The organism is Sphingomonas spermidinifaciens (assembly GCF_002351485.1).
Classification (GTDB): Bacteria; Pseudomonadota; Alphaproteobacteria; order Sphingomonadales; family Sphingomonadaceae; genus Sphingomonas; species Sphingomonas spermidinifaciens.
Map to the genome: position 1 here is coordinate 992,926 of NZ_NWMW01000002.1, position 25,165 is coordinate 1,018,090.

23 protein-coding genes and 1 pseudogene are annotated in these 25,165 nt (G+C 66.6%); 10 read left to right on the forward strand and 14 right to left on the reverse strand.

Going from position 1 to position 25,165, the window contains the following annotated elements; genetic code table 11:
- Positions 1 to 27: 27 nt before the first annotated feature.
- Entirely contained in the window at positions 28 to 1,740 is a 1,713-nt protein-coding gene (locus COC42_RS14745) for a putative bifunctional diguanylate cyclase/phosphodiesterase (protein WP_096344021.1), read from the forward strand.
- On the opposite strand, the gene COC42_RS14750 is transcribed toward COC42_RS14745, so the two are convergent.
- The 3 genes from COC42_RS14750 to COC42_RS14760 are packed head-to-tail and all read right to left on the reverse strand — an operon-like array spanning position 1,704 to position 4,065.
- Positions 1,704 to 2,903: a CCA tRNA nucleotidyltransferase gene (locus tag COC42_RS14750; protein WP_096344022.1), complete on the reverse strand. Its 1,200-nt coding sequence runs from the start codon at positions 2,901 to 2,903 to the stop codon at positions 1,704 to 1,706. The two genes, COC42_RS14745 and COC42_RS14750, sit on opposite strands and share 37 nt — an antisense overlap.
- On the reverse strand, positions 2,891 to 3,487 hold the full coding sequence (locus COC42_RS14755) for a CoA pyrophosphatase (protein ID WP_096344023.1): 597 nt from the start codon (positions 3,485 to 3,487) through the stop codon (positions 2,891 to 2,893). Before COC42_RS14755 ends, COC42_RS14750 begins: the two co-directional genes overlap by 13 nt.
- Positions 3,484 to 4,065, reverse strand: a complete 582-nt coding sequence (locus tag COC42_RS14760) for a DUF1285 domain-containing protein (RefSeq protein ID WP_096344024.1) — start codon at positions 4,063 to 4,065, stop codon at positions 3,484 to 3,486. Before COC42_RS14760 ends, COC42_RS14755 begins: the two co-directional genes overlap by 4 nt.
- A gap of 140 nt (positions 4,066 to 4,205) precedes the next feature.
- Between COC42_RS14760 and COC42_RS14765 the strand changes: the two genes are divergently transcribed.
- Both COC42_RS14765 and COC42_RS14770 read left to right on the forward strand, forming a co-directional pair.
- A complete protein-coding gene (locus tag COC42_RS14765) occupies positions 4,206 to 4,682 on the forward strand; it encodes a MarR family winged helix-turn-helix transcriptional regulator (RefSeq protein ID WP_096344025.1) in 477 nt (158 codons plus the stop codon).
- Positions 4,683 to 4,773: 91 nt separating this feature from the next.
- Complete coding sequence (locus COC42_RS14770; RefSeq protein WP_096344026.1) at positions 4,774 to 6,867, forward strand: malate synthase G; 2,094 nt, start codon at positions 4,774 to 4,776, stop codon at positions 6,865 to 6,867.
- 26 nt (positions 6,868 to 6,893) lie between these two features.
- On the opposite strand, the gene COC42_RS14775 is transcribed toward COC42_RS14770, so the two are convergent.
- Genes COC42_RS14775 through COC42_RS14785 form a run of 3 tightly spaced genes read right to left on the reverse strand, consistent with a single transcriptional unit; the run spans position 6,894 to position 10,526 of the window.
- On the reverse strand, positions 6,894 to 8,138 hold the full coding sequence (locus COC42_RS14775; protein WP_096344027.1) for an SAM-dependent methyltransferase: 1,245 nt from the start codon (positions 8,136 to 8,138) through the stop codon (positions 6,894 to 6,896).
- 36 nt (positions 8,139 to 8,174) lie between these two features.
- Positions 8,175 to 9,545, reverse strand: coding sequence for a cryptochrome/photolyase family protein (locus COC42_RS14780; protein ID WP_096344028.1), 1,371 nt, complete (start codon positions 9,543 to 9,545; stop codon positions 8,175 to 8,177).
- Positions 9,546 to 9,584: 39 nt separating this feature from the next.
- The gene (locus tag COC42_RS14785) at positions 9,585 to 10,526 is read right to left on the reverse strand and encodes a histone deacetylase family protein (RefSeq protein ID WP_096344029.1); all 942 of its coding nucleotides are present in this window, start codon (positions 10,524 to 10,526) and stop codon (positions 9,585 to 9,587) included.
- Between the two features lie 51 nt (positions 10,527 to 10,577).
- Between COC42_RS14785 and COC42_RS14790 the strand changes: the two genes are divergently transcribed.
- Complete coding sequence (locus COC42_RS14790; RefSeq protein WP_096344030.1) at positions 10,578 to 11,078, forward strand: RNA pyrophosphohydrolase; 501 nt, start codon at positions 10,578 to 10,580, stop codon at positions 11,076 to 11,078.
- Between the two features lie 59 nt (positions 11,079 to 11,137).
- The gene (locus COC42_RS14795) at positions 11,138 to 12,052 is read left to right on the forward strand and encodes a DUF481 domain-containing protein (RefSeq protein WP_096344031.1); all 915 of its coding nucleotides are present in this window, start codon (positions 11,138 to 11,140) and stop codon (positions 12,050 to 12,052) included.
- 7 nt (positions 12,053 to 12,059) lie between these two features.
- On the opposite strand, the gene COC42_RS14800 is transcribed toward COC42_RS14795, so the two are convergent.
- From COC42_RS14800 to COC42_RS14820, 6 genes and pseudogenes are all read right to left on the reverse strand, one after another.
- A complete protein-coding gene (locus COC42_RS14800) occupies positions 12,060 to 12,587 on the reverse strand; it encodes a Swt1 family HEPN domain-containing protein (RefSeq protein ID WP_217991296.1) in 528 nt (175 codons plus the stop codon).
- A 440-nt stretch (positions 12,588 to 13,027) separates the two neighbouring features.
- Positions 13,028 to 13,180: pseudogene (locus COC42_RS18240) on the reverse strand (DUF5343 domain-containing protein); the annotation flags it as partial.
- 226 nt (positions 13,181 to 13,406) lie between these two features.
- Entirely contained in the window at positions 13,407 to 16,076 is a 2,670-nt protein-coding gene (gene acnA / locus COC42_RS14805) for an aconitate hydratase AcnA (protein ID WP_096344033.1), read from the reverse strand.
- A gap of 268 nt (positions 16,077 to 16,344) precedes the next feature.
- Entirely contained in the window at positions 16,345 to 17,007 is a 663-nt protein-coding gene (locus COC42_RS14810; protein ID WP_176484702.1) for a DUF4893 domain-containing protein, read from the reverse strand.
- A gap of 206 nt (positions 17,008 to 17,213) precedes the next feature.
- Positions 17,214 to 17,996: a 3-hydroxybutyrate dehydrogenase gene (locus COC42_RS14815; protein ID WP_096344035.1), complete on the reverse strand. Its 783-nt coding sequence runs from the start codon at positions 17,994 to 17,996 to the stop codon at positions 17,214 to 17,216.
- A gap of 12 nt (positions 17,997 to 18,008) precedes the next feature.
- A complete protein-coding gene (locus COC42_RS14820) occupies positions 18,009 to 19,178 on the reverse strand; it encodes a patatin-like phospholipase family protein (RefSeq protein ID WP_096344036.1) in 1,170 nt (389 codons plus the stop codon).
- Positions 19,179 to 19,312: 134 nt separating this feature from the next.
- On the opposite strand from COC42_RS14820, the gene ypfJ reads away from it, so the two are divergent.
- Both ypfJ and COC42_RS14830 read left to right on the forward strand, forming a co-directional pair.
- Positions 19,313 to 20,197, forward strand: a complete 885-nt coding sequence (gene ypfJ / locus COC42_RS14825) for a KPN_02809 family neutral zinc metallopeptidase (protein WP_096344037.1) — start codon at positions 19,313 to 19,315, stop codon at positions 20,195 to 20,197.
- Complete coding sequence (locus COC42_RS14830; RefSeq protein WP_096344038.1) at positions 20,194 to 20,652, forward strand: GreA/GreB family elongation factor; 459 nt, start codon at positions 20,194 to 20,196, stop codon at positions 20,650 to 20,652. Before ypfJ ends, COC42_RS14830 begins: the two co-directional genes overlap by 4 nt.
- A 112-nt stretch (positions 20,653 to 20,764) precedes the next feature.
- Here the strand turns inward: COC42_RS14830 and COC42_RS14835 are convergent, their stop codons facing one another.
- On the reverse strand, positions 20,765 to 21,559 hold the full coding sequence (locus COC42_RS14835) for a hypothetical protein (RefSeq protein WP_096344039.1): 795 nt from the start codon (positions 21,557 to 21,559) through the stop codon (positions 20,765 to 20,767).
- Between the two features lie 399 nt (positions 21,560 to 21,958).
- Between COC42_RS14835 and COC42_RS14840 the strand changes: the two genes are divergently transcribed.
- Both COC42_RS14840 and COC42_RS14850 read left to right on the forward strand, forming a co-directional pair.
- Positions 21,959 to 23,254, forward strand: a complete 1,296-nt coding sequence (locus tag COC42_RS14840) for a metal-dependent hydrolase family protein (RefSeq protein ID WP_096344040.1) — start codon at positions 21,959 to 21,961, stop codon at positions 23,252 to 23,254.
- 157 nt (positions 23,255 to 23,411) lie between these two features.
- A complete protein-coding gene (locus tag COC42_RS14850; protein ID WP_141395859.1) occupies positions 23,412 to 23,756 on the forward strand; it encodes a hypothetical protein in 345 nt (114 codons plus the stop codon).
- 116 nt (positions 23,757 to 23,872) lie between these two features.
- Here the strand turns inward: COC42_RS14850 and COC42_RS14855 are convergent, their stop codons facing one another.
- On the reverse strand, positions 23,873 to 24,664 hold the full coding sequence (locus tag COC42_RS14855) for a class I SAM-dependent methyltransferase (protein WP_096344043.1): 792 nt from the start codon (positions 24,662 to 24,664) through the stop codon (positions 23,873 to 23,875).
- A gap of 181 nt (positions 24,665 to 24,845) precedes the next feature.
- Between COC42_RS14855 and COC42_RS14860 the strand changes: the two genes are divergently transcribed.
- Positions 24,846 to 25,094, forward strand: a complete 249-nt coding sequence (locus COC42_RS14860) for a hypothetical protein (RefSeq protein WP_245844176.1) — start codon at positions 24,846 to 24,848, stop codon at positions 25,092 to 25,094.
- The last annotated feature ends 71 nt before the right edge of the window (positions 25,095 to 25,165 follow it).

Sequence of the window (25,165 nt, forward strand, 5' to 3'; positions counted from 1 at the left end):
AACATATCGGCCCTAACGCAGGTCACGATGTACCCGGTCGAAGCCCTGACCGTTTCCGATGCGCTCGGCCGCTGGCTGGGTGTCGTCGACCCGCATGCGCATGGTCCGCAGGCGAGTGCGCTGCTGCTTGAGATGCTGCCCATCCCCGCCGCGATCCTGACGCTAGGCCAGGGGGAACTTGCGTTCGAGGCGGTCAACAGCAGCTTTCGCGACGCGGGCCTCGGCGTCGTCGCGCATCAGTCGCCGCTCGTCCGCCTGCTCGGCGCGCGGATCATCGCCTTTCTAGCCGGCCCCGCCCGCGGCGAGGAGTTCGAGTGGCAGTTCGGCGATTGCGTTGATTGCCGCTATTTCCAGGTGCGCCTCTCGCGCCCACCGGTCGATGGGTCGGACCATCGCTGCCTCGTCACGCTGCTCGACCATACCGGCCAGTTCCGCACCGAGCACAGCCTTCGCCGCGAGATGATGACCGACAGCCTCACCGGGCTGGCCAATCGCGCGGGCTTCACCGACCAGCTCGAGGCGGCGATCGCCGAGCGCTCACGCGGGACCTATGCCGTGCTGGCGGTCAATCTCGACCGGTTCAGCCGGGTCAATGCCTGCATGGGCGGGCTGGCGGGTGACGAACTGCTGATCTCGGTCGCGCGGCGGCTCAAGGGCGCGCTGCGTTCTCGCGACCTGATCGCGCGGACCGGCGGCGACGAGTTCGCGATCCTGATGACGATCGACGACGGGCCGAACGAGGTGCTGCAACTCGCACGTCGGATCGGCGACTCGCTCGCCTCGCCGTTTCGGTTGTCGGACTTCGAGATCCGCGTCGATTGCTCGATCGGCATCGCGCTGACCGACGACGAGAAGCACGACGCCGAGGAACTCGTCCGCCACGCCCAGTTTGCGGTGAAGCGGTCGAAGAAATCGGGTCGCACCGAAATCTACCAGACCCGCGCTTTCGATGCCGCGCGCCGTCAATTTGGGATCGAGACCGAACTGCGCCGCGCGATCGACGCCGGCGGGCTCGACCTCTATCTCCAGCCCATCTGTGATCTCGCGACCGGCCGGATCACGTCGTTCGAGGCGTTGGCACGCTGGACCGACGAGCGGGGGCAGAATATCCCGCCTTCGGACTTCATTCCGGTTGCCGAGGAGGCGGGGCTGATCGTGCCGCTCGGCCGCTGGGCGATCGACGAAGCGGCGCGGACGCTGGCACGCTGGGACGCGGCGCATGGCGGCAATTGCGGCGTCAATGTCGCGGTAAATCTGTCGGCCATCCAGTTGCAGCGCGATACCGTCGCCGGCGTGGTTGAGCAGGCGCTGGTCCGCCACGGTCTCGATGGTCGGCGACTGACGCTGGAGCTGACAGAGAGCGCGATCGTCGCCGACCCCGATGGCGTGTCGCAGACGATACGCGCGCTGAAGGACCTGGGCACGACGCTGGCGATGGACGATTTCGGCACGGGTTATTCGAACCTGGCCTATCTCCAGAGGTTGCCGATCGACGTGCTCAAGATCGACCGCAGCTTCGTCTCGGGCATGCTCGCCGACCGCGACAAGGTGGCGATCGTGCGCGCGATCCTGGGCCTCGCCCAGGCGCTGGGTATGCAGACCACGGCCGAGGGAATCGAGACGCCCGAGCTTGCCCAGACGCTCGCCGCTCTCGGTTGCGGCTACGGCCAGGGCTATCTCTACGCCCAGCCGCTGCCCGCCGATCAGGCGCTGCGGTTATTGTCCTCGCTCAACGCCTGATCGATCGCCTCGGCGGTCAGCGCCTCCAGCCGCATTTCGCCGGGAAAGCCCTCGGCGACCCAGCGATCCTCGATCGCCTTGAGCGTCGCGGCGACGACCGGTCCCTTGCTCAGGCCTTGTGCGATCAGCGCACCGCCCGTCAGCGGAAAGCGCGGCGGCGTCCAGCCGGCAAGCGCATCGACCGGTCGCCCCGCCAGCAGCAGGCGATCGACCGCCTCGTCATGGCCGATGCGATAGGCGAGGGCATGCGCGTCCTCCGCGACCGGAAGCACCGCGCTTTCGAGGCGCTTGCGCTGCACGTTCGAGAGCCGGAGCCGCGCGCCGATGTCGCGCGCGACTGCCGGATCGCTGGGGATCAGCGCGGCAAGGCGGCGGATCGCGTGTGGCGGCGTCTCCGTCTGGCCTTCCGCCTCGGCCAAGGCGGCGAGTCGATCGGCCCCCTCGACGGTAATCTCGGGCAGCACGGGCGCCAGGATTGCGCGCTCGATCATGAGCGCGACCACCTGCACCGCGCCGCGCGCCACCAGCAGCTTCAGCAACTCGTCGGCGATCCGTTCGCGCGAGAGCGCCATCAGGTCGCGCGCGCGCGCCGTGCACGCGGCAAGACCCTCGGCATCGGGCGTGTCGCCGAAGCGCGCGAGGAAGCGGAAGAAGCGCAGGATGCGCAGATGATCCTCGGCGATTCGCGCCAGCGGGTTGCCGATGAAGCGTACCCGGCCCGCGGCCAGGTCGTCGAGGCCGCCGAAATGGTCGTACAGCTCGCCGCTCACCGGATCGGCATAGAGCGCGTTGATCGTGAAGTCGCGGCGGGCTGCGTCCTCGCGCCAATCGTCGCTGAAGGCCACCGTCGCATGGCGGCCATCGGTGGCGACGTCGCGGCGCAGCGTCGTCACCTCGACCGGGCCGCCCGGCAGGACCGCGGTGACGGTGCCGTGCGCGATGCCGGTGGGAACGGCGCGGATATCCGCCGCCTTCAGCCGTCGAACCACTTCCTCGGGCCGATGCCGCGTCGCGACGTCCAGATCGGCGACGGGCAGCCCGAGCAGCGTGTCGCGCACGGCGCCGCCGACCACGCGCATGTCCGCTTCGCCGAGCGCCGCAACCAGCGCGTCGAAGCCCTCGCGCGCCGCCCAGGGCGTCTGGTCGGGACTCAATGCTGCCATGAGGACAGCCGGCGCGAGAGGTTGACGAGCATCGCTGCGGTCGCACCCCAGATTCGGTGCCCCTCCCAGTTGATTTCCATCACCCGCCGCGTCGTCCCCCGCCACGGCATGTCTCGCCACTCGCGGCTGGCCGGGTCGAGAAGAAAGGCGAGCGGCGGCTCGAAGATCGCCGCAACCTCCCCCGGCTGGGGGCGCAGTGGCAGATCGGCGGGAACGACCGCCAGTACGGGCATCACCTGAAATCCGGTGATCGTGCGATAGGAATCGGCCAGGCCGACAATCTCGGCCGCCTGGCGGGGCAGGGCGATTTCCTCCTCTGCCTCGCGCAGGGCCGCCGCCACCGCGTCGGCATCGCCGGTGTCGATCCGGCCGCCGGGAAAAGCGACCTGGCCGGCATGGCGTGAGAGGCTGTCGGTGCGTCGGGTGAGAAGGACGCCGGGCTCGGGCCGGTCGGTGATCGCGATCAGCACCGCGGCAGGCATCGGGTCGCCGGCGTGTTCGAGGATCGGGTCGCCGGGGATTGGCGGCTCGCCGTCGGCGGGCGCGCGGGCCAGCGCCGCCGCCAGCCGCTCGGCAAGCGTCACGCCGCGACCGCGCCGTCGCCGGCACCGACCGCGAAGAACGCGCCATCGCTCCAGACGCCGGGCTCCTGGCCGCCGTTTGCCAGCGCGAGCTCGACCAGCTCATAGTAGACCGCGCGCGCGACCAGCGCCTCCAGCCCGCCGCGCACCAGCAGGTAGGGGCGCGGTCCATCAGGCCCCTCGGTGAAGCGGAGCGGATGGTTGGGTCCGGCGGTGACGAGGTCGCCGGTGTTGAGGCGAAAGGCGATGCGCATCGCCTCGCCCGACCCTTCCGCCTTCATCTCGACGGCGACGAAGGGCGCGTCTTCCACCTCGATATCGAGCTTCTCGACGGGTGTGACGAGGACATAGTTGCCGTCGGGCTCTCGGCGCAGAATGGTCGAGAACAGACGGACCATCTCCTGTCGCCCGATCGGGCTGCCCTGGTGGGTCCAGCTGCCGTCGCGGGCGATCCGCATCTCGCTGTCGCCGCAATGCTCCGGATTCCACTTGTCGACGGGCGGCAGCTTGTCGGCTTCGGCGAGGCGGGCGATGTCCGCCAGCGACAGGCTGGCAAGGTCTGGGGGGGGCGACATTGGCATGGTTCGCAGGGCAATGGGTTCGCCAGCCGCGATTGGCAAGACGGATCGCGCCGCCTCAATCGGTGTATGGTTCGACAAATACACTTGTCTGGCGCTATGCAGGCTGACCGACTCGCGCGAATCCGGGGGGAAGACGCCAAGTGACCGTGCTCAATCTCGACGCATTTCTGCCCTATCGACTGTCGCTCGCTTCGAACACCGTGTCGAGCGCCATCGCCACCGTCTATCAGTCGCTGTTCGGCCTGCGCGTCCCCGAGTGGCGACTTGTCTGCGTATTGGCCGAAGGAAAGGGCATGACGCAGCAGGCGCTCGGCGTGCGTACGCAGATGGACAAGGTGACGGTCAGCCGCGCCGCGATCGCCCTTGCCGAGCGGGGGCTGGTAGAGCGGGTGCCCAATCCGGGGGACCAGCGCTCGCGCGTGCTCAACCTGACCGATTCGGGACGCGAACTCTACGCCGTCGTCGCGCCCAAGGCGCTGGAGATGGAGCGGGCGCTGTTTGCGGGTTTTTCCGAGGCCGAGCGGACGCAGCTTCGCGACATGCTGATCCGCGTCGAGCAGGCGGTGTCGGCGATCGCCCCGGCGGCGATGGACCATCCGGGCGGGCCGACGCCCTGACGGCTTGATCGCGGGCGCGCGACGTGCACAATCGGCGAGCCTCCCCAGGCGTTGATGTTTGACAGCCGAGGAGCCGCCCTTCGTGACCCTGATGACTTCGCGCGCCACCCTTTCCGTGGCCGATCCGCTCGCCCGCTTCATCGAGGACAAGGTGTTGCCCGGCTTGGGCATCGACCCGTCGGCGTTCTGGACCGGCGCGGCGGCGATCTTCGAACGGTTCGTGCCCGAGAACCGCGCGCTGCTCGACACGCGCGACGCGCTTCAGGACCGGCTCGACGCCTGGCACGCCGACCATGCCGGCCAGCCGATCGACCCCGCCGCATATCAGGCGTTCCTGCGCGGGATCGGCTATCTGGTGCCTGAGCCCGGCGACTTCACGATCGGGACGGCGAATGTCGATGCCGAGGTGGCGGTGCTCGCCGGGCCGCAGCTCGTCGTGCCGGTGCTCAATGCGCGTTTCCTCCTCAACGCCGCCAATGCGCGCTGGGGCAGCCTCTATGACGCACTCTACGGCACCGATGCGCTGCCGGGGCCGATCCCGACCGGCGGCTATGATCCGGCGCGGGGTGCCGGGGTCGTCGCGGCGGCGAAGGCGTTTCTCGACCAGGCAGTGCCGCTCGCCGGCAAGCGCTGGGCCGAGCACAGGGACGGCGTGCTGCCGCTCGCCGACCCGGCACAGTTCGTCGGCGCGCGGGGCGACAACCTCGTCTTCTCCCATCACGGTCTGCATATCGAGGTGGTGATCGATCGTAGGCATCCGGTCGGGCGCGACGATCCGGCGGGAATCGCCGATGTGATCCTCGAATCGGCGCTGACAACGATCGTCGACCTCGAGGACTCGGTCGCGGCGGTCGATGCCGAGGACAAGGTGGCGGCCTATGCCAATTGGCTGGGGCTGATGCAGGGCGACCTTGAGGAGACGTTCGACAAGGGCGGGCGGACGGTCACGCGGACGCTGAACCCGGACCGCGAGGTGGTCGTCGGCGACCAGCCGCTCACGCTGCCGGGGCGCAGCCTCTTGTTCGTGCGCAATGTCGGCCATCTGATGACGACGCCCGCCGTCCATCTCGCCGACGGCACCGAGGCGCCGGAAGGTATCCTCGACGCGATCGTCACCAGCCTGATCGGCCTCTACGACCTGAAGGGCCTCGGCCGTTATCGAAACAGCCGCGCGGGCTCGATCTACATCGTCAAGCCGAAGATGCATGGGCCGGACGAAGCCGCCTTCACCAACCGGCTGTTCGATGCGGTCGAGGATCTGCTCGGCCTTGCCCGCCACACGATCAAGGTGGGGGTGATGGACGAGGAGCGGCGGACATCGGCCAATCTCGCCGCGTGCATCCATGCGGTGAAGGACCGCATCGTCTTCATCAACACCGGCTTCCTCGACCGCACCGGCGACGAGATCCACTCGGCGATGGCGGGCGGCGCGGTCATCCCAAAGGGCGAGATGAAGGCGAGCGGCTGGATCCGCGCCTATGAGGATCGCAACGTCCTGATCGGCCTGCGCCACGGCCTGGGCGGGCGGGCACAGATCGGAAAGGGGATGTGGGCGGCGCCCGATCGAATGGCGGACATGCTGCGCGAGAAGGTCGCGCATCCCATGGCCGGCGCCTCCACCGCCTGGGTGCCGAGCCCGACCGCGGCGACGCTGCACGCAATGCATTATCACGAGGTCGATGTGGCGGGCCGGCAGGCGGCGCGGGCCGGGGAAGGGATACCGGGACTGGACGCGCTGCTCGACGTGCCGCTGGCGACTGGGCGCAACTGGTCGCGCGAGGAAGTGGCGCGCGAACTCGACAACAATGCGCAAGGCATCCTCGGCTATGTTGTGCGCTGGGTTGATCAGGGCGTGGGCTGTTCCAAGGTGCCGGACATCCACGACGTGGGGCTGATGGAGGACCGAGCGACGCTGCGCATCTCGTCGCAGATCCTCGCCAACTGGCTACGCCACGGGGTGACGAGCGCCGATGAGGTCGAGGCGGCGCTCCGGCGCATGGCGGCGAAGGTCGATGCGCAAAATGCGGACGATCCGGCCTATCGCCCGATGGCGGGGCGGGAGAACGAGAGCCTTGCCTTTCAGGCCGCGCGCGCGCTGGTGTTCGAGGGGGAACGGCAGCCCAACGGTTATACCGAGCCGCTGCTCCATCGCTTTCGCCGTCAGGTAAAGGCGGGGCGATATTAGCTGATCTTCTTGTCACCCCGGATGGATCAAGTCCGGGGCGACGGGAGGGGCTTCACCAGCGTCACCTGCGCCACGGTGATCCCGCCGCCGCGAAAGCCGCCTTCGCAGTACATCAGATAGTAGCGCCAAAGGTTGCGGAACGCGGCGTCGAGATCGGCGGGCAGGCGCCCCTCCGCATCGGCGCGGTCGAACGCCGCGCGCCAGCGATACAGCGTCTCGGCATAATCGAGACCGAAGGCATGACGGTCGCGCCACTCGAGGCCCGCCCGCTCGGCGATCGCGCGAAAGCGGCGTTCGGAGATCAGCATGCCGCCGGGGAACACATAGCTCTGGATGAAATCGACGTTGCGCGCATACGCCTCGAAGATCGAATCGTCGATCGCGATATACTGGATCGCCGCGCGCCCGCCCGGTTTCAGAAGCCGCGCGATCGCCGCGAGATAGTCGGGCCAGTAGCGGGTCCCCACCGCCTCGACCATTTCGATGCTGGCGATCGCATCATAGGTGCCGACCGCGTCGCGATAGTCGGTCAGCGACACCTCGACGCCGGGCAGGTCGAGCGCGCGGACATGCGCCGCCTGCTCGGTCGAGAGGGTAAGCGCGTGGACGCGGCGGCCGCCCTCGCTCGCCACTCGCGCGAACGAGCCCCAGCCGCAGCCGATTTCAAGGATACGATCGCCGGGTGCCGTCGCGGTGCGGTCGAGGATCGCGGCCAGCTTGCGCCGCTGCGCGACTTCGAGCGGTTCGGACGGATCGTCGAAGATCGCGCTTGAATAGGTCAGCGTCTCGTCGAGCCATGCGGCGTAGAAGTCGTTGCCGAGGTCGTAGTGATAGGCGACGTTCGCCCGCGCGCCCTTGCGGTCGTTGCGCCGCGCGAGATGCGCGAAGCGGCGCAGGAGCCGCGACCAGGGCCTCGCGCGGGCGGTGTCGCCCAGACCCTGGCGGTTGGCGACGAACAGCTCGAACAGCGCGGTCGGATCGGGGCTCGCCCATTCGCCCGCGACCCAAGCCTCGTACCAGCCCGACGAGCCGCCGGTCGCAAGCCGATAGAGTGCGCGCCAGTGGCGCAGATCGACCACCGCCGCCGCGCCGGGCGCACGCCCGCCCAGCCGGCGAAAGCCGCCGCCCGGCAATGTGACGTCGAGCGAACCTGTCGCAAGGCCGCGATCGATCCGGTCGAGCAGCGGCACGAACAGCTGGTCGAGCCCCGCCGGCGCCGTCCGCTTGACCTCGCCCGTTCGGCGCCCTCTGTTCCGAAGCATCCCGCTCATCCGCCGCCCCTTGGGCAGACCAGCGGATTTACGCAATCACTTCGTCTTCTTTGCCGCCTCCAGCGCGCGCTCGCGGGCCTCGCGATGGCCGATCATCTTGGGGGGATAGTCTTCGGGCCGGCAGCCCGCCTCGTCGGGGTCGTGGATTGCTTTGTCGTTCAGCTTGGCAAGCTCGGGCACCCATCGGCGGATGTACCCGGCGGCATCGAACTTCTCCGACTGGGTGAGGGGGGCCATGATTCGGACGAACATGTTCGAATCGACGCCCGACCCGGCGGTCCATTGCCAGTTGACGGCGTTCGACCCGTAATCGGCATCGACCAGGCAGTCCCAGAACCACCGCTCCCCTTCGCGCCAGTCGATCAGCAGATGTTTGATGAGAAAGCTCGCCGTGATCATCCGCACGCGGTTGTGCATCCAGCCGGTCGTCCAGAGCTGGCGCATGCCGGCATCGACGATCGGGTAGCCGGTGCGGCCCTGCTGCCAGGCGGTGAGGTCCGCCTTCGCTGCCTTGCCTGTCCGCCAAGGCAGCCTGTCGAAGTTCTCCCGCGCATTCTCGGTCGCATAAGCCGGGAATTGCAGGATGACGTTCTGCGCATAGTCGCGCCAGCCGAGCTCGGAGAGGAAGGTCTGCACAGACCCGCCGGCGTCCGCCGTCTTGTGCCATGCCTGCGCCGCCGACAGCTCGCCGAAATGAAGGTGTGGGGAAAGGCGCGAGCTGCCCTCGATCGAGGGGAAGTTGCGCTCCTCGTCATAGCGCGCAGCATGGCGGGCGAAGGCGTCGAGCCGCTTGTGCGCGCCCGCCTCGCCCGGCTGCCATTCGCCGAAACCGGTGGCCCAGTCGGGCTTGGTCGGCAGCAGCGACCAGTCGGCGAGCTTGTCGGAGGCGGGCCATTTGGACGGCGCCGGGATCGACCGCGGGCGCGGCAGCGGATCGGCGGGCGGCATATGCTGCTTCAGCGCGCGCCAGAAGGGGGTGTAGATGCGGAACGGCTTGCCGCTGCCCGTCGTGATCGAACCGGGGCGGGCGAGGTAATTGCCGTCGTGGCAGCAGAGTTCGAGCTCTTTCGCCACCGCCCGCTCGGCATTGCCCCACCACGGCTCCCAATGGCGGATGCAGTGGACGCGGGCGGCCCCGGTTTCCTCGGCAAGCTTCGCCAGCACCTCCGCCGACTTGCCGCGGCGCAGGATCAGGCGCGAGCCGTTTTCCTTGAGGTCCGCCGCCAGGCTGTCGAGGCTGTGGTGCAGCCACCAGCGCGAGGCGCCGCCCATCGCGTGGTGCTTCGGCGCATCGTCGTCGAGGATATAGACCGGGATGACCGGCCCGTCCTGACACGCCGCTGCAAGCGCGGGCTGGTCAGCAAGGCGAAGGTCGCGGCGGAACCAGAGGATAACGGGATCGGGCATGCGGGCCTTTCGTAACCTCGGTCAGCGACGCCCCGCCGCCTAAACCGTTCCCGAAGCCTCGCGATCTGGGCCAAGGACGGTATCGCCCAGCATCGCCGCGCCGAGGGTGAGGATCGACGCGACGTGGCGTGCCGCCACCTCCATCCCGTCGCTGCCATAGCCGCCGCCGAGCGCACTCGCGACCGGCAGACGGCGGGCGCGGGCGAGGCGGGCGATCAGCCGCTCGCGCCGCGCGAGGCCGTCCAGCGTCAGCGACAAGCGCCCCAGCCGGTCGCCCGCGAACGGATCGACCCCGGCTTGATAGAGGATCAGGTCAGGCGCGAAACCGTCGATCATCGGCGCGAGCGTCCCCTCCAGCGTTGCGAGATATTCGTCGTCTTCGACGCCGTCGACAAGCGGCACATCAAGTGTCGAACGCGCCTTGCGCGCAGGGAAGTTCTTCTCGGCATGGATCGAATAGGTGGCGATATCCGGCCGCCCAGCGGTCAGGGCCGCCGTCCCGTCACCCTGATGCACGTCGCAATCGACGATCAGCACGCGCCCGACCGTCCCCTCCTCGACCAGCCGGATCGCCGCGATGGCGAGGTCGTTGAACACGCAATAGCCCGCACCCGTATCGGCAAGCGCATGATGGCTGCCGCCCGCGGTGTTCGCCGCATAGCCCCGCTCGAGCGCCAACCGCGCAGCCAGGTACGTGCCGCCCGGCACCGCCTGGGACCGGCGGGCGACCGCGGGCGTGACGGGGAAGCCGATTCGTCGTTCTTTCAGCACCGGCACGCGCGCGGCGATCACTTCGTCGACGTAATCGGGGTCGTGCGCCGCCTCGATCCATCCGCGAGGCATCGGCTCGGGCACATGCCAGTCGAGCGCCGTGCCGCTTTGACCCAACAGGTCGCGGACCAGGCCGTTCTTGTTCCACTGATATCCGCTGCGCACAGGCGCGGGGGCGACATAATCGGGGTGGTGGACAATCGGGATCACGCATCCCTAGTTAGGCACCCGCTGCCCCCCGCGCCAATCCCCGGAGCCCCTATGTCCGAGCATGCAGACCTGCCCTATCGCCCCTGCGCGGGCGTGATGCTGCTCAACGCCAGGGGCGAGGTATTCGTCGGCCAGCGGCTCGATTCGGTGGTAGAAGCCTGGCAGATGCCGCAGGGTGGGATCGACCCCGGCGAGGCACCGCTCGAAGCCGCGATCCGCGAACTGGGCGAGGAGGCGGGGATCGCCCCAGAGCATGTCCAACTGGTGGCCGAAGCGCCGGACGAGCTCTATTACGACCTGCCCGAGGACCTGATCGGCAGGATCTGGAAGGGCAAGTGGCGCGGGCAGCGGCAGCGCTGGTTCCTGTTCCGCTTCCTCGGCACCGACGAGGACGTGAACATCCGCACCGCGGAGCCCGAGTTCCGCGCCTGGCGCTGGGTGGAGCCGTCGCAGCTTCCCGAGCTGATCGTACCCTTCAAGCGGGACCTTTATCGTCAATTGCTCGACATCTTCGGCGAACCGCTCCGCGCTCACGGTGGACCGGTTCGCTGATCGGGTCAGCTTGCCCTAGCGTCATCCTGTCGCCGCTTTTTGTCGGATAATTGACGACGATGCCGCTGCTCCAGTCCTTCCCCCTCGTCGCGGTCGCGATCGTCTCGAGCGACGACCCGATCCAGCAGGCGCAGCCGGTGACGATCCCGGTTGAGCTCAAGGCAATGCTCGACGCCGCGATCGCCAGCGGGAACGAGGGCGAGGTCGACACGCTCGTCAAATACGCCACCGCGGTGAAGATCCCCGCCGCCCCCGCGATGGCGCGCATCGCGCAGGCGTGGAAGAACGACCGCTATGCGAGCGCCCAGCAGCGTCTCCGCGAGGCCGATTTCCTGTCGCTGATCAAGGGCAGGGCCGAGGTCGCGGCGTTCCAGCAGGGCGGCAATTCGAACAATATCGGCGTGTCGGGCAAGCTCGAGGTCACGCGCGAGGGGCTTCGCTGGCGGCATCGTTGGATGGCGCAGGCCGACTATCAGGAAAGCTTCAACGTCGTCACGCGCGAGCGCTACGTCGTCGGCTACGAGCCCAACTACAAGGTCGACGACCGCCTCTATTTCTACGGCGCCGCGCAGTTCGAGAGCGACCGCTTCCTCGGCTATACCAGCCGCTATTCGGCCTCGGTCGGGGCGGGTTACACGCCGATCAAGCGCACGGGCATGTCGCTCGAGGTCGAACTCGGCCCGGCATTCCGGCGCACCGACTTCATCGACCAGACGCTCGAGAACAACATCGCCGCGCGCGGCTCGATCGACTTCGACTGGCAGCTTTCGCCCAGCCTGTCGTTCCGCCAGGACGCGTCGGCCTATCTCCAGTCGGCGAACAGCACGGTGTCGAGCGTGAGCGCGCTCAGCGCCCGCGTGCTGGGGCCGCTGCAGATGCAGCTGTCCTACGTGGTGCAATACGAATCGCAGCCGCCGGTGGGCCGGGTGAGCACGGATACGACGAGCCGGGCGTCGTTGGTTTATGCTTTCTAGGTGAGATTTAAGACATTAACCGAAACCAAGAACGAACCGCGAGATTTAACCGATCCTGTTCAAGCTCGTCCGTTGGATTGCAATGGGCTATTGGACCACGCAATAGGTTCAATTGATTAGACACGTTGCTTACTGCTGACTTCGAGTTAAAAACTGGTTCAAACAGCTCCCAGTTATCGGTTATAATCTGAGACAGTTCTCCGAAGGTGGTGTAATCAATCAGTTGGTCGGATCGAGGTGTAATGCCGCTATCTACCTCTTTTTTTCGCCTTGGTGCAACCTGCTCTCTTATCCGCTTATCGTCGACTCGGGCGCTATTCCACCAATCTGAGCCTTCGGCTTCAAAAAGAATTCCGGATACGAGACCTCGAATCGAGTTTTCAAGGCAATAAAAAAATTCGTAAAACTCGGTCATTCTTGACGCCTCAAGGCGAAGCTGAGATTCAAATTGTTCGTATTCAGCTGCTTTTCGTCCCTTCACGCGCTTTGGTGCCCACCCCAAATCTATGCCGCAGGCATTTTCAATACGACTCATCTCGGAGGCTATTTGCAGCCCGCTCATTCCGAAAGCATGGATCAGTCCGTCTGGACGACTAGGCATCAGCAGCGCTCAGTAAGTGTTCCTTCAAGCTTTTAAATATGGCGTTGAAAACCTCTGGATCCGACGTGGCTGGTAAGTTTAAATTAATAGTATAGCCCAAATTAAGGCCAAAATGATTAGCTTGAGGTGTCGGCTCCGGTTGCTGGTGTGCGGGAAGACTCTGTCCGAGCGGGGGCAATACCTCCTCGGCAGATGGGTCGATCTTCGTCGTAAAATCAGCAAAAGCCTTTAAGTGCTTTAATACAAGCACATATCAATTTGACCGGGTTCGAATCCTGAGCCTGCCCAGTTTCCTGAACGACAAGGCCCAAGAGTGCTTCTTCTGGAAGCTCGTGCATAAATTCGTTATGACGATACAAGGCGTGGTATGCGTTTCATATGGCTGAAGCCACAGCTTTCCCAGACTTTGCCGGGTTTCGAAATTGTTTGTAGATATCGCTTGGCGTACCATCCAGATTTGTAAACCCGATCTTTTTCAAGAACGAAGTCATTTGATCCTCGGAGCCGCCAGGTACTTTCAATATTTTTTGACGAAATCTTGACTAACCCTCTCAGGAACAGGCGCTTGCTTAATTCCAGTAAGCGGTCGGTCGGTGTTACCCGGTGAAGTAACGTAAGGAAGCGAAGCCATGCGATTCCCCGATCGCGTAGATGGGTGTTATTCATAGCATAACGATCACGAAAAACCGGATACAACCATAAAAAAAGCGGCCCGGCTCTCACCGGACCGCCCCTTCTCTACATCAGCACCCCTCAGGCGGCGAGCTTGCGCAGCACGTATTGGAGGATGCCGCCGCTCAGGAAATATTCCAGCTCGTTGGCGGTATCGATGCGGCACTTGGTCAGGAAGGTTTCCTTCGAGCCATCGGCGCGGGTCAGTTCGACCTCGACGTCCTGACGCGGCTTGAGCCCGGCGACGCCGCGGATCGTGAAGGTCTCGTCGCCGGTGAGGCCGAGCGTCTGGCGCGTCACGCCCTCGGCGAAGACCAGCGGCAGCACGCCCATGCCGACGAGGTTCGAGCGGTGGATGCGCTCGAAGCTTTCGGTGATGACCGCGCGGACGCCGAGCAGGTTGGTGCCCTTCGCCGCCCAGTCGCGCGACGAGCCAGTGCCGTATTCCTTGCCGCCGATGACAACGAGCGGGGTGCCGTCGGCCTTGTGCCGCTGCGCCGCGTCGTAGATCGGCATGACCTCCTGGCCATAGCGGGTCATGCCGCCCTCGATGCCGGGGACCATCTCGTTCTTGATACGGATGTTGGCGAAGGTGCCGCGCATCATGACTTCGTGGTGGCCACGGCGTGCGCCGTAGCTGTTGAAGTCACCCTTCGAGACCTGATGCTCCATCAGCCACTTGCCCGCCGGGCTGTCGGCCTTGATCGAGCCTGCCGGGCTGATGTGGTCGGTGGTGATCGAGTCGCCCAGGATCGCCAGCGGCTTTGCCTCGACGATGTCGCCGACCGGCGCGGGCGTCATCTCCATGCCCTCGAAATAGGGCGGGTTGGCGATGTAGGTCGAGGCGGGCGGCCAAGCGTAGGTGTCCGATCCCTCGACGGTGATCCCCGCCCAGTGCCGGTCGCCCGCATAGACGTTGGAGTAGCGCGAGCGGAACATCTCGTCGTCGATGTTCGCCTCGATCACCTCGCGAACCTCTTCGTTCGAAGGCCAGACGTCCTTGAGGAAGACCGGGCCGTCCGTGCCCTCGCCCAGCGGGGTCGAATAGATGTCCTCGGTCACGGTGCCCTTCAGGGCATAGGCGACGACGAGCGGGGGGCTGGCGAGGAAATTGGCGCGCACGTCGGGCGACACTCGCCCCTCGAAGTTGCGGTTGCCCGACAGGACCGACGCGGCGACGATGTCGTTTCCGTTGATCGCCGCCGAAATGGGCTCGGCCAGCGGCCCCGAATTGCCGATGCAGGTGGTGCAGCCATAGCCGACGAGGTTGAAGCCGACCGCGTCGAGGTCCTGGCTCAGCCCTGCCTTGTCCAGATAGTCGGTGACCACCTGGCTGCCCGGCGCGAGCGACGTCTTGACCCACGGCTTGGGCTTGATGCCCAGCGCCCGCGCCTTGCGCGCGACGAGGCCCGCGGCGACGAGGACCGAGGGGTTCGAGGTGTTGGTGCAGCTGGTGATCGCGGCGATCACCACGTCACCGTCGCCGATGTCGTGGCTCTCGCCCTCCACCGCGACGCGGGCGGGGGCGTCCTTCTTGTAGACCTTGGCGAGGTCGCCGTTGAACACGTCGTCCACGTCGGTCAGCGGCACGCGGTCCTGCGGCCGCTTCGGCCCGGCAAGGCTGGGGACGACAGTGCCCATGTCGAGCTCGAGCGTGTCGGTGAAGACAGGATCCTCGGCGTCGTCGTGCCGCCAGAAGCCGTTGGCCTTGGCATAGGCCTCGACCAGGACGACATTCTCCTCCGAGCGGGCGGTGAGGCGCATATAGTCGAGCGTGCGCTCGTCGATGGGGAAGAAGCCACACGTCGCGCCGTACTCGGGCGCCATGTTGGCGATCGTCGCGCGATCGGCGAGGCTCATCGAGGCAAGGCCGGGGCCGTAGAACTCGACGAAGCGGCCGACCACGCCCTTCGCGCGCAGCATCTGCGTGACGGTGAGGACGAGATCGGTGGCGGTGATGCCCTCGGCCAGCTTGCCGGTCAGTTTGAAGCCGACGACCTCGGGAATCAGCATCGACACGGGCTGGCCGAGCATCGCCGCCTCCGCCTCGATCCCGCCGACGCCCCAGCCGAGCACGCCAAGGCCGTTGACCATCGTGGTGTGGCTGTCGGTGCCGACCAGCGTGTCGGGATAGGCGATGGTCGAGCCGTCGGGCGCGGTCGACGACCAGATCGCCTGGCTGACATATTCAAGGTTGACCTGGTGGCAGATGCCGGTGCCCGGCGGCACCACCTTGAAATTGTCGAGCGCCTTCGAGCCCCACTTCAGGAACTCGTACCGCTCGCCGTTGCGCTGATATTCGATCTCGACATTCTGCTCGAATGCCTTGGGCGTGCCGAACTCGTCGACCATCACCGAATGGTCGATGACGAGGTGGACGGGCACCTGCGGATTGATCTTGGCGGCATCGCCGCCGAGACTGGTGATCGCGTCGCGCATCGCGGCAAGGTCGACGACGCAAGGGACGCCGGTGAAATCCTGCATCAGCACGCGCGCGGGGCGGTACTGGATCTCGCGGGTCGAGCGGCGCTCCTGCTGCCAATCGACGATCGCCTGCGCATCGTCGGGCGTAACGGTGACGCCGTCGTCGAAGCGAAGCATGTTCTCGAGCAGCACCTTCATCGAGAAGGGCAGGCGGCTCACGTCACCGAGCTTGGCCGCGGCCTTTTCGAGGCTGTAGTACTGATAGGTCTTGCCGCCGACGGTGAGCGTGTCGCGGGTGCCGAGCGTGTCGTTGCCGATGGCGGTCATTCAATGCCTTCCCGGTCGTGTCCGGTCGCGGCGGGGAGGCGGCCAGGGGACCGCGCGGGCGCAACCGGCGATGTTGCGAATGCGAAGATTCGAGCGGGGCCTTAGCAAGGGGGAGGGGCAGGGGGAAGGGGGACGCTATCGAAGCTTGGGTCGGGCGATAAGCCGTCGGCACGCCATGTTCCCGCGCCGGCGGAGACTCAGTGCCGGGCGCCAACCGCCGACTGGACGCGTGATCGCTGGACCCCGCCTGCGCGGGCGTAGGGCGCGATCAGCCGGCCGGCACCAGCTCCACCACGTCGAGCTGCGATTCGAAGCGCGGCCAGGGAAGGGTGAGGCGCCAGCGCCGCTCGCCCACGCGCTCGATCACGCCGGCCATGTCCCGGTCGGCGTCCTGACCATAATCGAGCGCGCGGCTCTCGTCGCCGAGCACGAGCGTGCCGAGAAAGACCTGCCGGGTCGGCGTGTCGGGGAAGAGGAGTCCGACGGGTCGTTGCGACCCGGTCTCCTTGAAGAGGCTCTTGAGATCACCTTCGTCGCCGACGCGGCAGTCGAAATTCGGATAGGCGACATAGGCGAGGCCCCCCGCCCCCGCCGCGCCCAGCTTGAACACGCGACAGCGATAGCGGCCGGGCGGCGGCGCGGGATCGGCAAGTGCGCGGTCGGGGTCGAACAGCGGCCCCTGTGCCGCCACCCCGGCCGCGTTAGCGCGGCGAGCGGCGGGAAGCGCCGCCATCCACGCATCGCGCCAGCGGCGGATGCGGTCGCGGTCGGTGTCGGTGGCAACGGTGCGCCAGTCGGTTGCGGCGGGCGCGGGGCGGGCGGCATTGCTGCGAACCTCGGTCCGCTCGCCGCCTCCGCCGCACCCGGCGATCAGGAGAGGGAAGCCGCACAGGGCCGCGAACTTCGAAAAGCTGGTACGCACGGTCGCCATCATGACGCCCGCTGCTCGCCCGTCAATCGCGCATTTCGGATGAGCGGTCGGGGTGCACCTAGACCGAGGTCGCGATTGGCCTTTGGAGAGGCTTTCCCGCGCCTTTGCACTTCCTGGGTGGGCAGGCATAGCGGCGAGAAGCTTCGATCGCTAGCAGCCGGTCCGCTACCGGGCCCCGGGCTTCACCGGGATGCGAAGGAGTGGCTCTACGCCGTCCAGCCGCCGTCGATCGACAGGTTCGCGCCAGTGATCTGCGCCGCTTCGTCGCGGCATAGGAAGAGCGCGAGGGCGGCGACCTGTTCGGCGGTGACAAACTCCTTGGTCGGCTGGGCTTCCAGGAGCACGTCATTGATGACCTGTTCGCGGGTCAGGCCGCGCGTCGCCATCGTATCGGGGATCTGCTTTTCGACGAGCGGCGTCCAGACATAGCCGGGCGAGATCGCGTTGACGGTGATGCCGAAGGTCGCGGTTTCGAGCGCCGCGGTCTTGGTGAGGCCCACTATCCCGTGCTTGGCGGCGACATATGCCGCCTTGCCAGGGCTCGCGACCTTGGAATGGGCCGAGGCGGTCGAGATGATCCGGCCCCACTTCCGCTCCTTCATGAACGGCACTGCGGCGCGAATGATGTGGAAGGCGGAGGTCAGATTGATCGCGATGATCGCGTCCCACTTGTCGATCGGGAAATCCTCGATCTTGGAGACATGCTGAATGCCGGCATTGTTGATGACGATGTCGGGCCCGCCGAGCTCATCATGCGCACGCTGGACCATCGCGGCAATCGCGTCCGGCTTTGTCATGTCGGCGGCGTCGTAGAGCGCCTTGGCCCCGCTCGCGGCCTCGAGCGCGGCGCGCTCCTTCTCGATCGCGTCGGCCTCGCCGAAGCCACTGATGACGACGCTCGCCCCTTCGGCCGCCAGCGCCTTGGCATAGGCAAGGCCGATGCCCGAGGTCGAGCCGGTGACGATGGCGGTCTTGCCCTTCAGGAACATGGCGGCGCTTCCTTATGCATGGGGATGGCGGGGCGTGAGGTCGAAGGCCGCGGTGCGGCCATCGACGATGTTCTGGGCGAGGACGCGGCTCTGCGCCATCGTGTCGGCGACGGCATCGCGGCCCGCCTGCCAATGCTCGCGCATCGTCCGCTGCGAGAACTCGTAGTCGCGGCTGCCGCCCTCCCACGCGTTGGCGCGGTGGATCAGCTGGACGAGCGAGAGCGGATGCTCGGTGGCGAGCGCCGCCAGTGCCTCGACATCCGGATCGTCGGCCATCTCGTCGGGCAGCTTGCCCAGAACGCGGCGAATCGCGTCGCGGACGCTGCGGCGACGGACGGCTTCAGCGGACACCCAGCGCGTGCGGCTCGAGTAGCGGATCTCCTTCTCGCGCGCCATCACGTCCATCAGCGTGCGCGGCGCGTCGGCGGTCGAGGAGAAGAGGTCGCACTGGAACACCAGCATCGCCTCTTCCTGATGATCGAGCACGTGCGTGAGCGGCGTATTCGAGACGAGGCCGCCGTCCCAGTAGAGATAGCCGTCGATTTCGACCGGCGCGAACCCTGGCGGCAGTGCGCCCGAGGCCATGATGTGCCGCGCGTCGATCCGGCAGCCGAGGCGGTTGTCGAAATAATGGAAGTTGCCCGACTTGATCTCGACCGCGCCGACCGACACGCGCACCGGCCCGTCGTTCAAGAGATTCCAGTCGACCAGCGCGTCGAGCGTCGCGCGCAGTGGTTCGGTGTCGTAGAAGCTTAGCGCCCCGCAACTGCCAGGCACTGCCAGCGCCGGTGGCCAGGCGCGCGGGCGGAAGAAACCGGGGACGCCGAAGCTCGCCACCGCCAGCGCCGACCATTCGTGCACGGCCTCACGGATGCGCTCGTCCTCATAGATGGGAAAGCTCGGCAATGCGCCCGTGACCGTGTCCCAGAAGGTGCGCAGCCGCTCGACGCGCCGCTCCGGCGGGTTGCCCGCGACGATCGCGGCGTTGATCGCGCCGATCGAGATGCCCGCGACCCAGTCGATCTCGACCTCGCTTGCGGCCAAAGCCTCGATCACCCCGGCCTGGAAGCTGCCCAGTGCACCGCCGCCCTGGAGCACCAGCGCCACGCAATCGGGCAGCGGCATCGCCGCACAGCGATTACGGCGGGACTTTGCGGGCGGGGGCGCTTCGGAGTCGGCCATGATCGAGGTTATGGGTTCGATGCTGCGTCGCGGCAATGGGGGCGGCAGATCAAATATCGGTCATTCGGCTTGCAACGGCGGGGGGCGCTCGAGCATTTGTGAGCGTAACGATCCAAGCAGCAAAGGGCGGGCCGATGCGCCTCGACGATTTTGATCCCAGCGACAATGTCCGTGACCTGGGCTCCGGCGGCGGCGGGGGCGGCGGGTTTCCGCTGCTCGGGCTGCTGCCGCTGTTCCTCGGGCGCGGTATGGGCTGCGGCGGCATCGGGTTGCTGCTGGTCGTCGGGTTCATCTTCCTGTCGATGGGTGGCCTCGGCGGCCTGACCGGCGGCGGGCAGGCGCCGACGACGCGAGAGGGCGCGCCGACCAGCGGCGCCGGCGTCTGCAACACCGCCGAGCGGCGCTTCACCTGTCAGGTGCTCGCCTCGACCGAGCAAACCTGGGGCGCGCTGTTCCGCCAGCAGGGACAGACCTATCGCGAGCCGACGCTCAACTTCTATCAGCGCGGGGTGTCGTCGGGTTGCGGGTCGGCGACGTCGGCGGCGGGGCCGTTCTACTGCCCGCCCGATCAGGGCATCTATCTCGACACGAGCTTCTTCGATGAGCTCCAGAACCGCTTCGGCGCGGCGGGCGACTTCGCCCAGGCCTATGTCATCGCGCATGAGGTCGGCCACCATATTCAGAACCTGACCGGCGAGGCGCAGCGCGTGACCCAGGCGCAGCGCACGCTGCCCGAGGCGCAGGGCAATGCGCTGTCGGTTCGGCTTGAGCTGCAGGCCGATTGCTATGCCGGCGTCTGGGCGGCGCAGAACCGCAACCGGCTCGAGCCCGGCGACATCGAGGAGGGGCTGCGCGCCGCCAACGCGATCGGCGACGACACGCTGCAACGCCAGTCGGGCGGGACGGTGGTACCCGACAGCTTCACCCATGGGTCGTCGGCGCAGCGGGTGAAGTGGCTGCGCGTGGGGCTCCAGACCGGCAATCCCGCCGCCTGCGATACCTTCAACCAGCCGATATGAGCGTCGCTTTTCGCCGCGAGGACGACGATGCGCATCGCGAGCCGACCTTCGAACTACCGCTGCCGCCGGGCCCCAACCTTGTCACCTCGCGCGGGCTGAAGCTGATCGAGGCGCGGGTGGCCGAGCTAGAAGCGGCCGTCGAGGCGGCGTCGGGCGACGAGGAGAAAGCGCTCCGCCGCGACCTGCGCTACTGGCTGGCACGCGCGAGCACGGCCGAGGTGCAGCCGGTACCCGCGGGCGATGCCGTGGCGTTCGGCACGCGCGTCACGTACCGGCTGGGCGGCCAGACGCGCACGGTGACGCTGGTCGGCAGCGACGAGGCCGACGTGACCGACGGCGCCATCCCCTTCACCGCCCCGATCGCGCAGGCGATGATGGACGCCGAACCGGGCGAGGCGGTGGACTATCAGGGGCGCGAGGGCGCGATCGAGGTGGTGGCGGTGAAGGTGGTTTAGCGGGCGGAGTCCGCTTTGGGCAGGAAAGCGGCCTGCCCGCTTTTGAGCGCAGAATCGATGTCCCGGACGTTCGTTCACGCATAGGGTGCCGCAATACGGTCGCAAGCAATGCTCAGCCGAAAGTTAGCAAGCCGGCAATACCACCATGCGAATGGACATATAGCGATGCAGCGCCATAGGCCTTGAGGATGAAGTCGGCCCTTTCGACAGCGTCCTTGGCGAACCCGACCCGCTCATAGATGCCTTTAAGGCCAGCGCCCACCTTCCGCACGATTGCGTCAGCTTGTGGGGCCGAGCCATCGTTCGGCAAGCCGCGCTCTAGGGCGAGGTAAGCCCCAATAACGTCTCTTAGAGAAGCAACAGTGTAGCCCCATCCCAACCACTCCACGCGCTCGAGTCTGAAAGAGAACTGTCTCAGTCCGTCGATAAGCGCTTGGCGGATGAAGTCATTCTCCGCAATTTGTATATCTTCAAGCCAAGTTAGCAACTCGTCTACCAAGCCAATAACGTCAGCGCGCTCCGCATCAGAAAGAGCCGGATAGGAGACGTGCATTCGAAGAAAGGCTGAAAGGATTTTTATTGGCTGGATGTTCTTCGCATTTACGTGTTGTGCTCCAACGTGGCCCCATACCTTCTGCATGGCTAGCGGCTTAAAACCTTGCAGCAGATCGTCGATGTGCGCGATAGCATCAGGAGCTATGTGAGCCGCTTCGGGAATCGTCTCCATCAATTGCTTGATGAGATTTGCTCGCTCGATGATGCAGAACAGTATCTGGTAAAACTCAAGCGACCACTCTTCTACGTTGAACATACTGGCGAGGTGGTCGCTTCCGCGTGCGTCGACTGCGGGAGCTAGTTTGTCACAGAGTGCGGCAAACTCGCTTGCCGGGTCGGTCTTGGCAGGCATAAAATTCCCAAGCTAAAAAGGAGGCATGATCTTCGGCCAGCGTTGTTTTTAGTCAACTGATTCCGTGCGCGCTTTACAATGTTTGAATTAGCCAGCCCGAAGCTTGGCTTGGAGGTGATCCGAAGGCTCGCGGTGCTCGGCTTGATCGTCGCGCGGCCTGAGGCAGCGACCGACCGACAGCTGCATTTCGCTTTCGGTCCGATGTGGCTGCGACCTTTTGCCTGACCGAACATTCGCTTCCGGCTAGCCGCCACGCGGTCCTGGAGCGTCCTGAACGTCCGCAATTGGGCGTAAGCGGCCATTGCAAGCTTGGGTAGCGCTTGCCACCACGCCCGCACTCGGGAACAACCCCGCCGTCCGCACCGCGTGTAACCGCGGGCGATTTCGGGGAGTGCCACCATGCCGTTGTTCCTGCCGCTCGCGTTACAGGTCGCGCCGCCCGCCGCGGCGCCCGCGCCCGCGCCCGCCACGATCACCATCCTCGCCGGCCGGGTCATCGACAGGCCGGGCAGGCCGCCGCGGGGGGCGACGACGATCGTGGTGCGCGATGGCCGCATCGTCGAGCTGATCGACGGGCACCGCCCGCCTGCCGACGGCAGAGGCGTCATCGACCTGTCGGACCAGACCGTCCTCCCGGGCCTGATCGACGCGCATGTCCACCTTTCGTCCGACCGGGCGGGGCAGGAGGGGCTGCTCGCCGACTTTACCGAGGGGCCACAGATGCATGCCTTTGAGGCGCAGTGGAACGGGATGAAGACGTTGCGCGCGGGCTTCACCACCGTGCGCAACCTGGGCGACGAGGGCGCGACGCTGGCGCTGCGCGACGCGATCGCGCGGGGGTGGACGACGGGGCCGCGGATCGTCGATGCGGGGCGGTCGATCTCGACCACCTCGGGGCATATGGACGCGCGGCTCGGCCTGAACGACGACCTGCGCGACCATCCGCATACCGACAATCTGTGCGACGGGCCGGAGGAATGCCGCAAGGCGGTGCGCACCCAGATCGGCCGCGGCGCCGACGTCATCAAGATCGCCACGACCGGCGGCGTCAACAGCCGCATCGGCGCAGGGCTCGGCGCGCAGATGTTCAACGACGAGGCGAACGCGATCGTCCAGACTGCGCACCTTTATGGCAAGAAGGTCGCGGTCCACGCGCACGGCGCCGACGGGATCAAGGTGGCGATGGCGGCAGGCGCCGACTCGATCGAGCACGGCACGCTGATGGACGATGAGGCGATCGCGATGATGAAGAAGGCTGGCGCCTTCTACATCCCCACGCTGTCGACCGTGAACGGGTACAAGGAGCGGATCGCGCGCGACCCCAACGCCTATCCGCCCGAGGTGCGCAAGAAGATCGACTGGCGCATCTCGATCACCGGCAAGGCACTGGAAAAGGCGGTGCCCGCGGGCGTGCGCATCGCCTTCGGCACCGATGCCGGCGTGTCGAAGCACGGCCGCAACGCCGATGAGTTCGAGCTGATGATCCAGCATGGCATGACCCCGGTCCAGGCGGTCCAGGCGGCGACGGTGAACGCGGCCGAGCTGCTGGGCCTGGCAAGCGAGATCGGCACGCTGGAGCCGGGCAAGGCCGCCGACCTGATCGCGGTGGCCGGCGATCCCTTGAGCGATGTGCGCGTGCTCAAGTCGGTGGCGTTCGTGATGAAGGGCGGGGCGGTGGTGCCGCTTCAGCCGTGAGCCACGCCGAAGCGGCGATCCGCACCGCGCGGCTCCACTGGAATGCTGCGATCGCGGCGGGCGATGCCGTGGGCGCGGTGGGGCCTATCACGCGAGACTGCGTGCTGGTGCCCGCGGGCGGCGTGCCGCTGGCGGGGCGGCCGGCGATCGCGCGGGCGTGGCGGCGGCTTCTGGCGGCAGGAACGGCGGCGGTCGCCCTCAGCTGGTCTGCCATCATTTTGCACAGATCGATCCGGTCGATCCCGTTCGCACCAGCGTCGAGCGGACCTATGCTCAATTGACGCCCATCTTCGCTGCGCTGGGCCTCGAATTCGCTGCGGATCGGCTCGAGGCATGGGAGCATGCACAACCGGCGAGCGGCTGGATCACGGCGCGGATTCCGCCGCTCATCGAAGCCGCAGCGTCGAACGGTTTGCGGTACGAAGGCTGGAGCTGGGAGCCGAGCGGTCGGCAGCCGGTCTGCGCGACGACGTTCGAGATCATCAACAATCGAACCGATTGATCCCCGATCAGAAGAAGAAGCGGGATCCCGGATCAAGTTCGGGATGATGGGCGGGGGAGAGGCTCCTGTCGATCAACTATCGTCATCCGCGGTTGGGGCCGGGGCCCCGCTCCCCCTTACTTCCCCGGCTTGCGAAACCGGATCGTCATCCGGTCGCTCTCGCCGATCGCGACGTACTTCGCGCGGTCAACGTCGCCCTTGCGCAGCACCGGGGGCAGCGTCCACACGCCATCGGGATAGTCCGCCGTGTCCTTGGGATTGGCATTGACCTCGCTCTGGCCGACGACCTCGAACCCGGCCTTCTTCGCGAATGCGATCACCGAGGAGGTCTTCATGTAACCGCTCTTCTCCTCGGCGGCGGCGTCGCGCGCCTCGGGCAGGCGGTGCTCGACGACGCCGAGCGTGCCGCCGGGTTTGAGCATCGCGAAGGCCGAGTTGAACACCTGCTGCGCCGCGTCCTGGCCGCCGAAGCGCCAGTTGTGGACGTTGCGGAAGGTAAGCACGACGTCGGCACTGCCCGCAGGCACAGCGGCGAGGCCGTCGGCGACCTTGACCTTGCCATAGGTCGTCGCGTCCTTGGCGATCAGTGTCTGCACGCCCTTCAGCCCGTTGGTCGGCGCCGCCACCCAGAGCTGGCCTTTGGCCGACAGGTAGGGTGCGAGGATCTCGGTATACCAGCCGCCGCCGGGGTAGAGCTCGACCACGGTGTGGTTCGGCTGCACGCCGAAGAAGGACAGCGTCTCAAGCGGATGGCGATAGCGGTCGCGGGCGGTATTGGCGGGGGTGCGCGTCGGCGCTGCGACTGCCGCCTTCAGCGCGGCGCGCTGGCTTTGCGGCGCGCCCGTGGCGACGCTGGCGACGGCGACCGCCGTCGTGGCGATGGCGAGGACGGCGATGGTCTGGCGCATGATCTTCCCCTCAAAAGTCGAATATCGTTCGTGGGCCGACAGGTAGCAGCCGGCCGGCGGACGCTCAATGGACCTTTGGCGCGGCATGACGACACACGCATCAACCTGAACATTTCACAACGGGAACAATCGTTTCCGCGCGCGGTTGTTTCGCGCATCATCAACGGAGGGAAACCGTCACATGATCGAGGAACGCACTACCTATAGCGACCAGCCGCACACCACCACCGTCGTCGAGCGCCGGAGCGGCGGCGGCGGCACGATCCTGATCGGCGTCGTCCTCTTGATCGCGGTCATCATCGGCGCCTTCTTCCTCATGAACCAGAACCGCAACGAGACGATCCAGACCAAGGCGATCTCGGGCGCGGCCGAAAGCGTGAGCGAAGGCGCGCAAAAGGTCGGGGACGCCGCGCAAAAGGCGGTCGAGTAAGGCAAAACGGAACCAGTGTTTCGACGGACTCAGCGCGGACGGCCAATTGCATGCATTGCATGCCAACCGTT

Coding starts and splice junctions, on each gene's coding strand:
- COC42_RS14745 (WP_096344021.1), top strand. CDS start 28: ATGTACCCGGTCGAAGCCCTGACCGTTTCCGATGCGCTCGGCCGCTGG.
- COC42_RS14750 (WP_096344022.1), bottom strand. CDS start 2,903: ATGGCAGCATTGAGTCCCGACCAGACGCCCTGGGCGGCGCGCGAGGGC.
- COC42_RS14760 (WP_096344024.1), bottom strand. CDS start 4,065: ATGCCAATGTCGCCCCCCCCAGACCTTGCCAGCCTGTCGCTGGCGGAC.
- COC42_RS14770 (WP_096344026.1), top strand. CDS start 4,774: ATGACTTCGCGCGCCACCCTTTCCGTGGCCGATCCGCTCGCCCGCTTC.
- COC42_RS14775 (WP_096344027.1), bottom strand. CDS start 8,138: ATGAGCGGGATGCTTCGGAACAGAGGGCGCCGAACGGGCGAGGTCAAG.
- COC42_RS14780 (WP_096344028.1), bottom strand. CDS start 9,545: ATGCCCGATCCCGTTATCCTCTGGTTCCGCCGCGACCTTCGCCTTGCT.
- COC42_RS14790 (WP_096344030.1), top strand. CDS start 10,578: ATGTCCGAGCATGCAGACCTGCCCTATCGCCCCTGCGCGGGCGTGATG.
- COC42_RS14795 (WP_096344031.1), top strand. CDS start 11,138: ATGCCGCTGCTCCAGTCCTTCCCCCTCGTCGCGGTCGCGATCGTCTCG.
- COC42_RS14800 (WP_217991296.1), bottom strand. CDS start 12,587: ATGAGTCGTATTGAAAATGCCTGCGGCATAGATTTGGGGTGGGCACCA.
- acnA (WP_096344033.1), bottom strand. CDS start 16,076: ATGACCGCCATCGGCAACGACACGCTCGGCACCCGCGACACGCTCACC.
- COC42_RS14810 (WP_176484702.1), bottom strand. CDS start 17,007: ATGGCGACCGTGCGTACCAGCTTTTCGAAGTTCGCGGCCCTGTGCGGC.
- COC42_RS14815 (WP_096344035.1), bottom strand. CDS start 17,996: ATGTTCCTGAAGGGCAAGACCGCCATCGTCACCGGCTCGACCTCGGGC.
- COC42_RS14820 (WP_096344036.1), bottom strand. CDS start 19,178: ATGGCCGACTCCGAAGCGCCCCCGCCCGCAAAGTCCCGCCGTAATCGC.
- ypfJ (WP_096344037.1), top strand. CDS start 19,313: ATGCGCCTCGACGATTTTGATCCCAGCGACAATGTCCGTGACCTGGGC.
- COC42_RS14830 (WP_096344038.1), top strand. CDS start 20,194: ATGAGCGTCGCTTTTCGCCGCGAGGACGACGATGCGCATCGCGAGCCG.
- COC42_RS14835 (WP_096344039.1), bottom strand. CDS start 21,559: ATGCCTGCCAAGACCGACCCGGCAAGCGAGTTTGCCGCACTCTGTGAC.
- COC42_RS14840 (WP_096344040.1), top strand. CDS start 21,959: ATGCCGTTGTTCCTGCCGCTCGCGTTACAGGTCGCGCCGCCCGCCGCG.
- COC42_RS14855 (WP_096344043.1), bottom strand. CDS start 24,664: ATGCGCCAGACCATCGCCGTCCTCGCCATCGCCACGACGGCGGTCGCC.
- COC42_RS14860 (WP_245844176.1), top strand. CDS start 24,846: ATGATCGAGGAACGCACTACCTATAGCGACCAGCCGCACACCACCACC.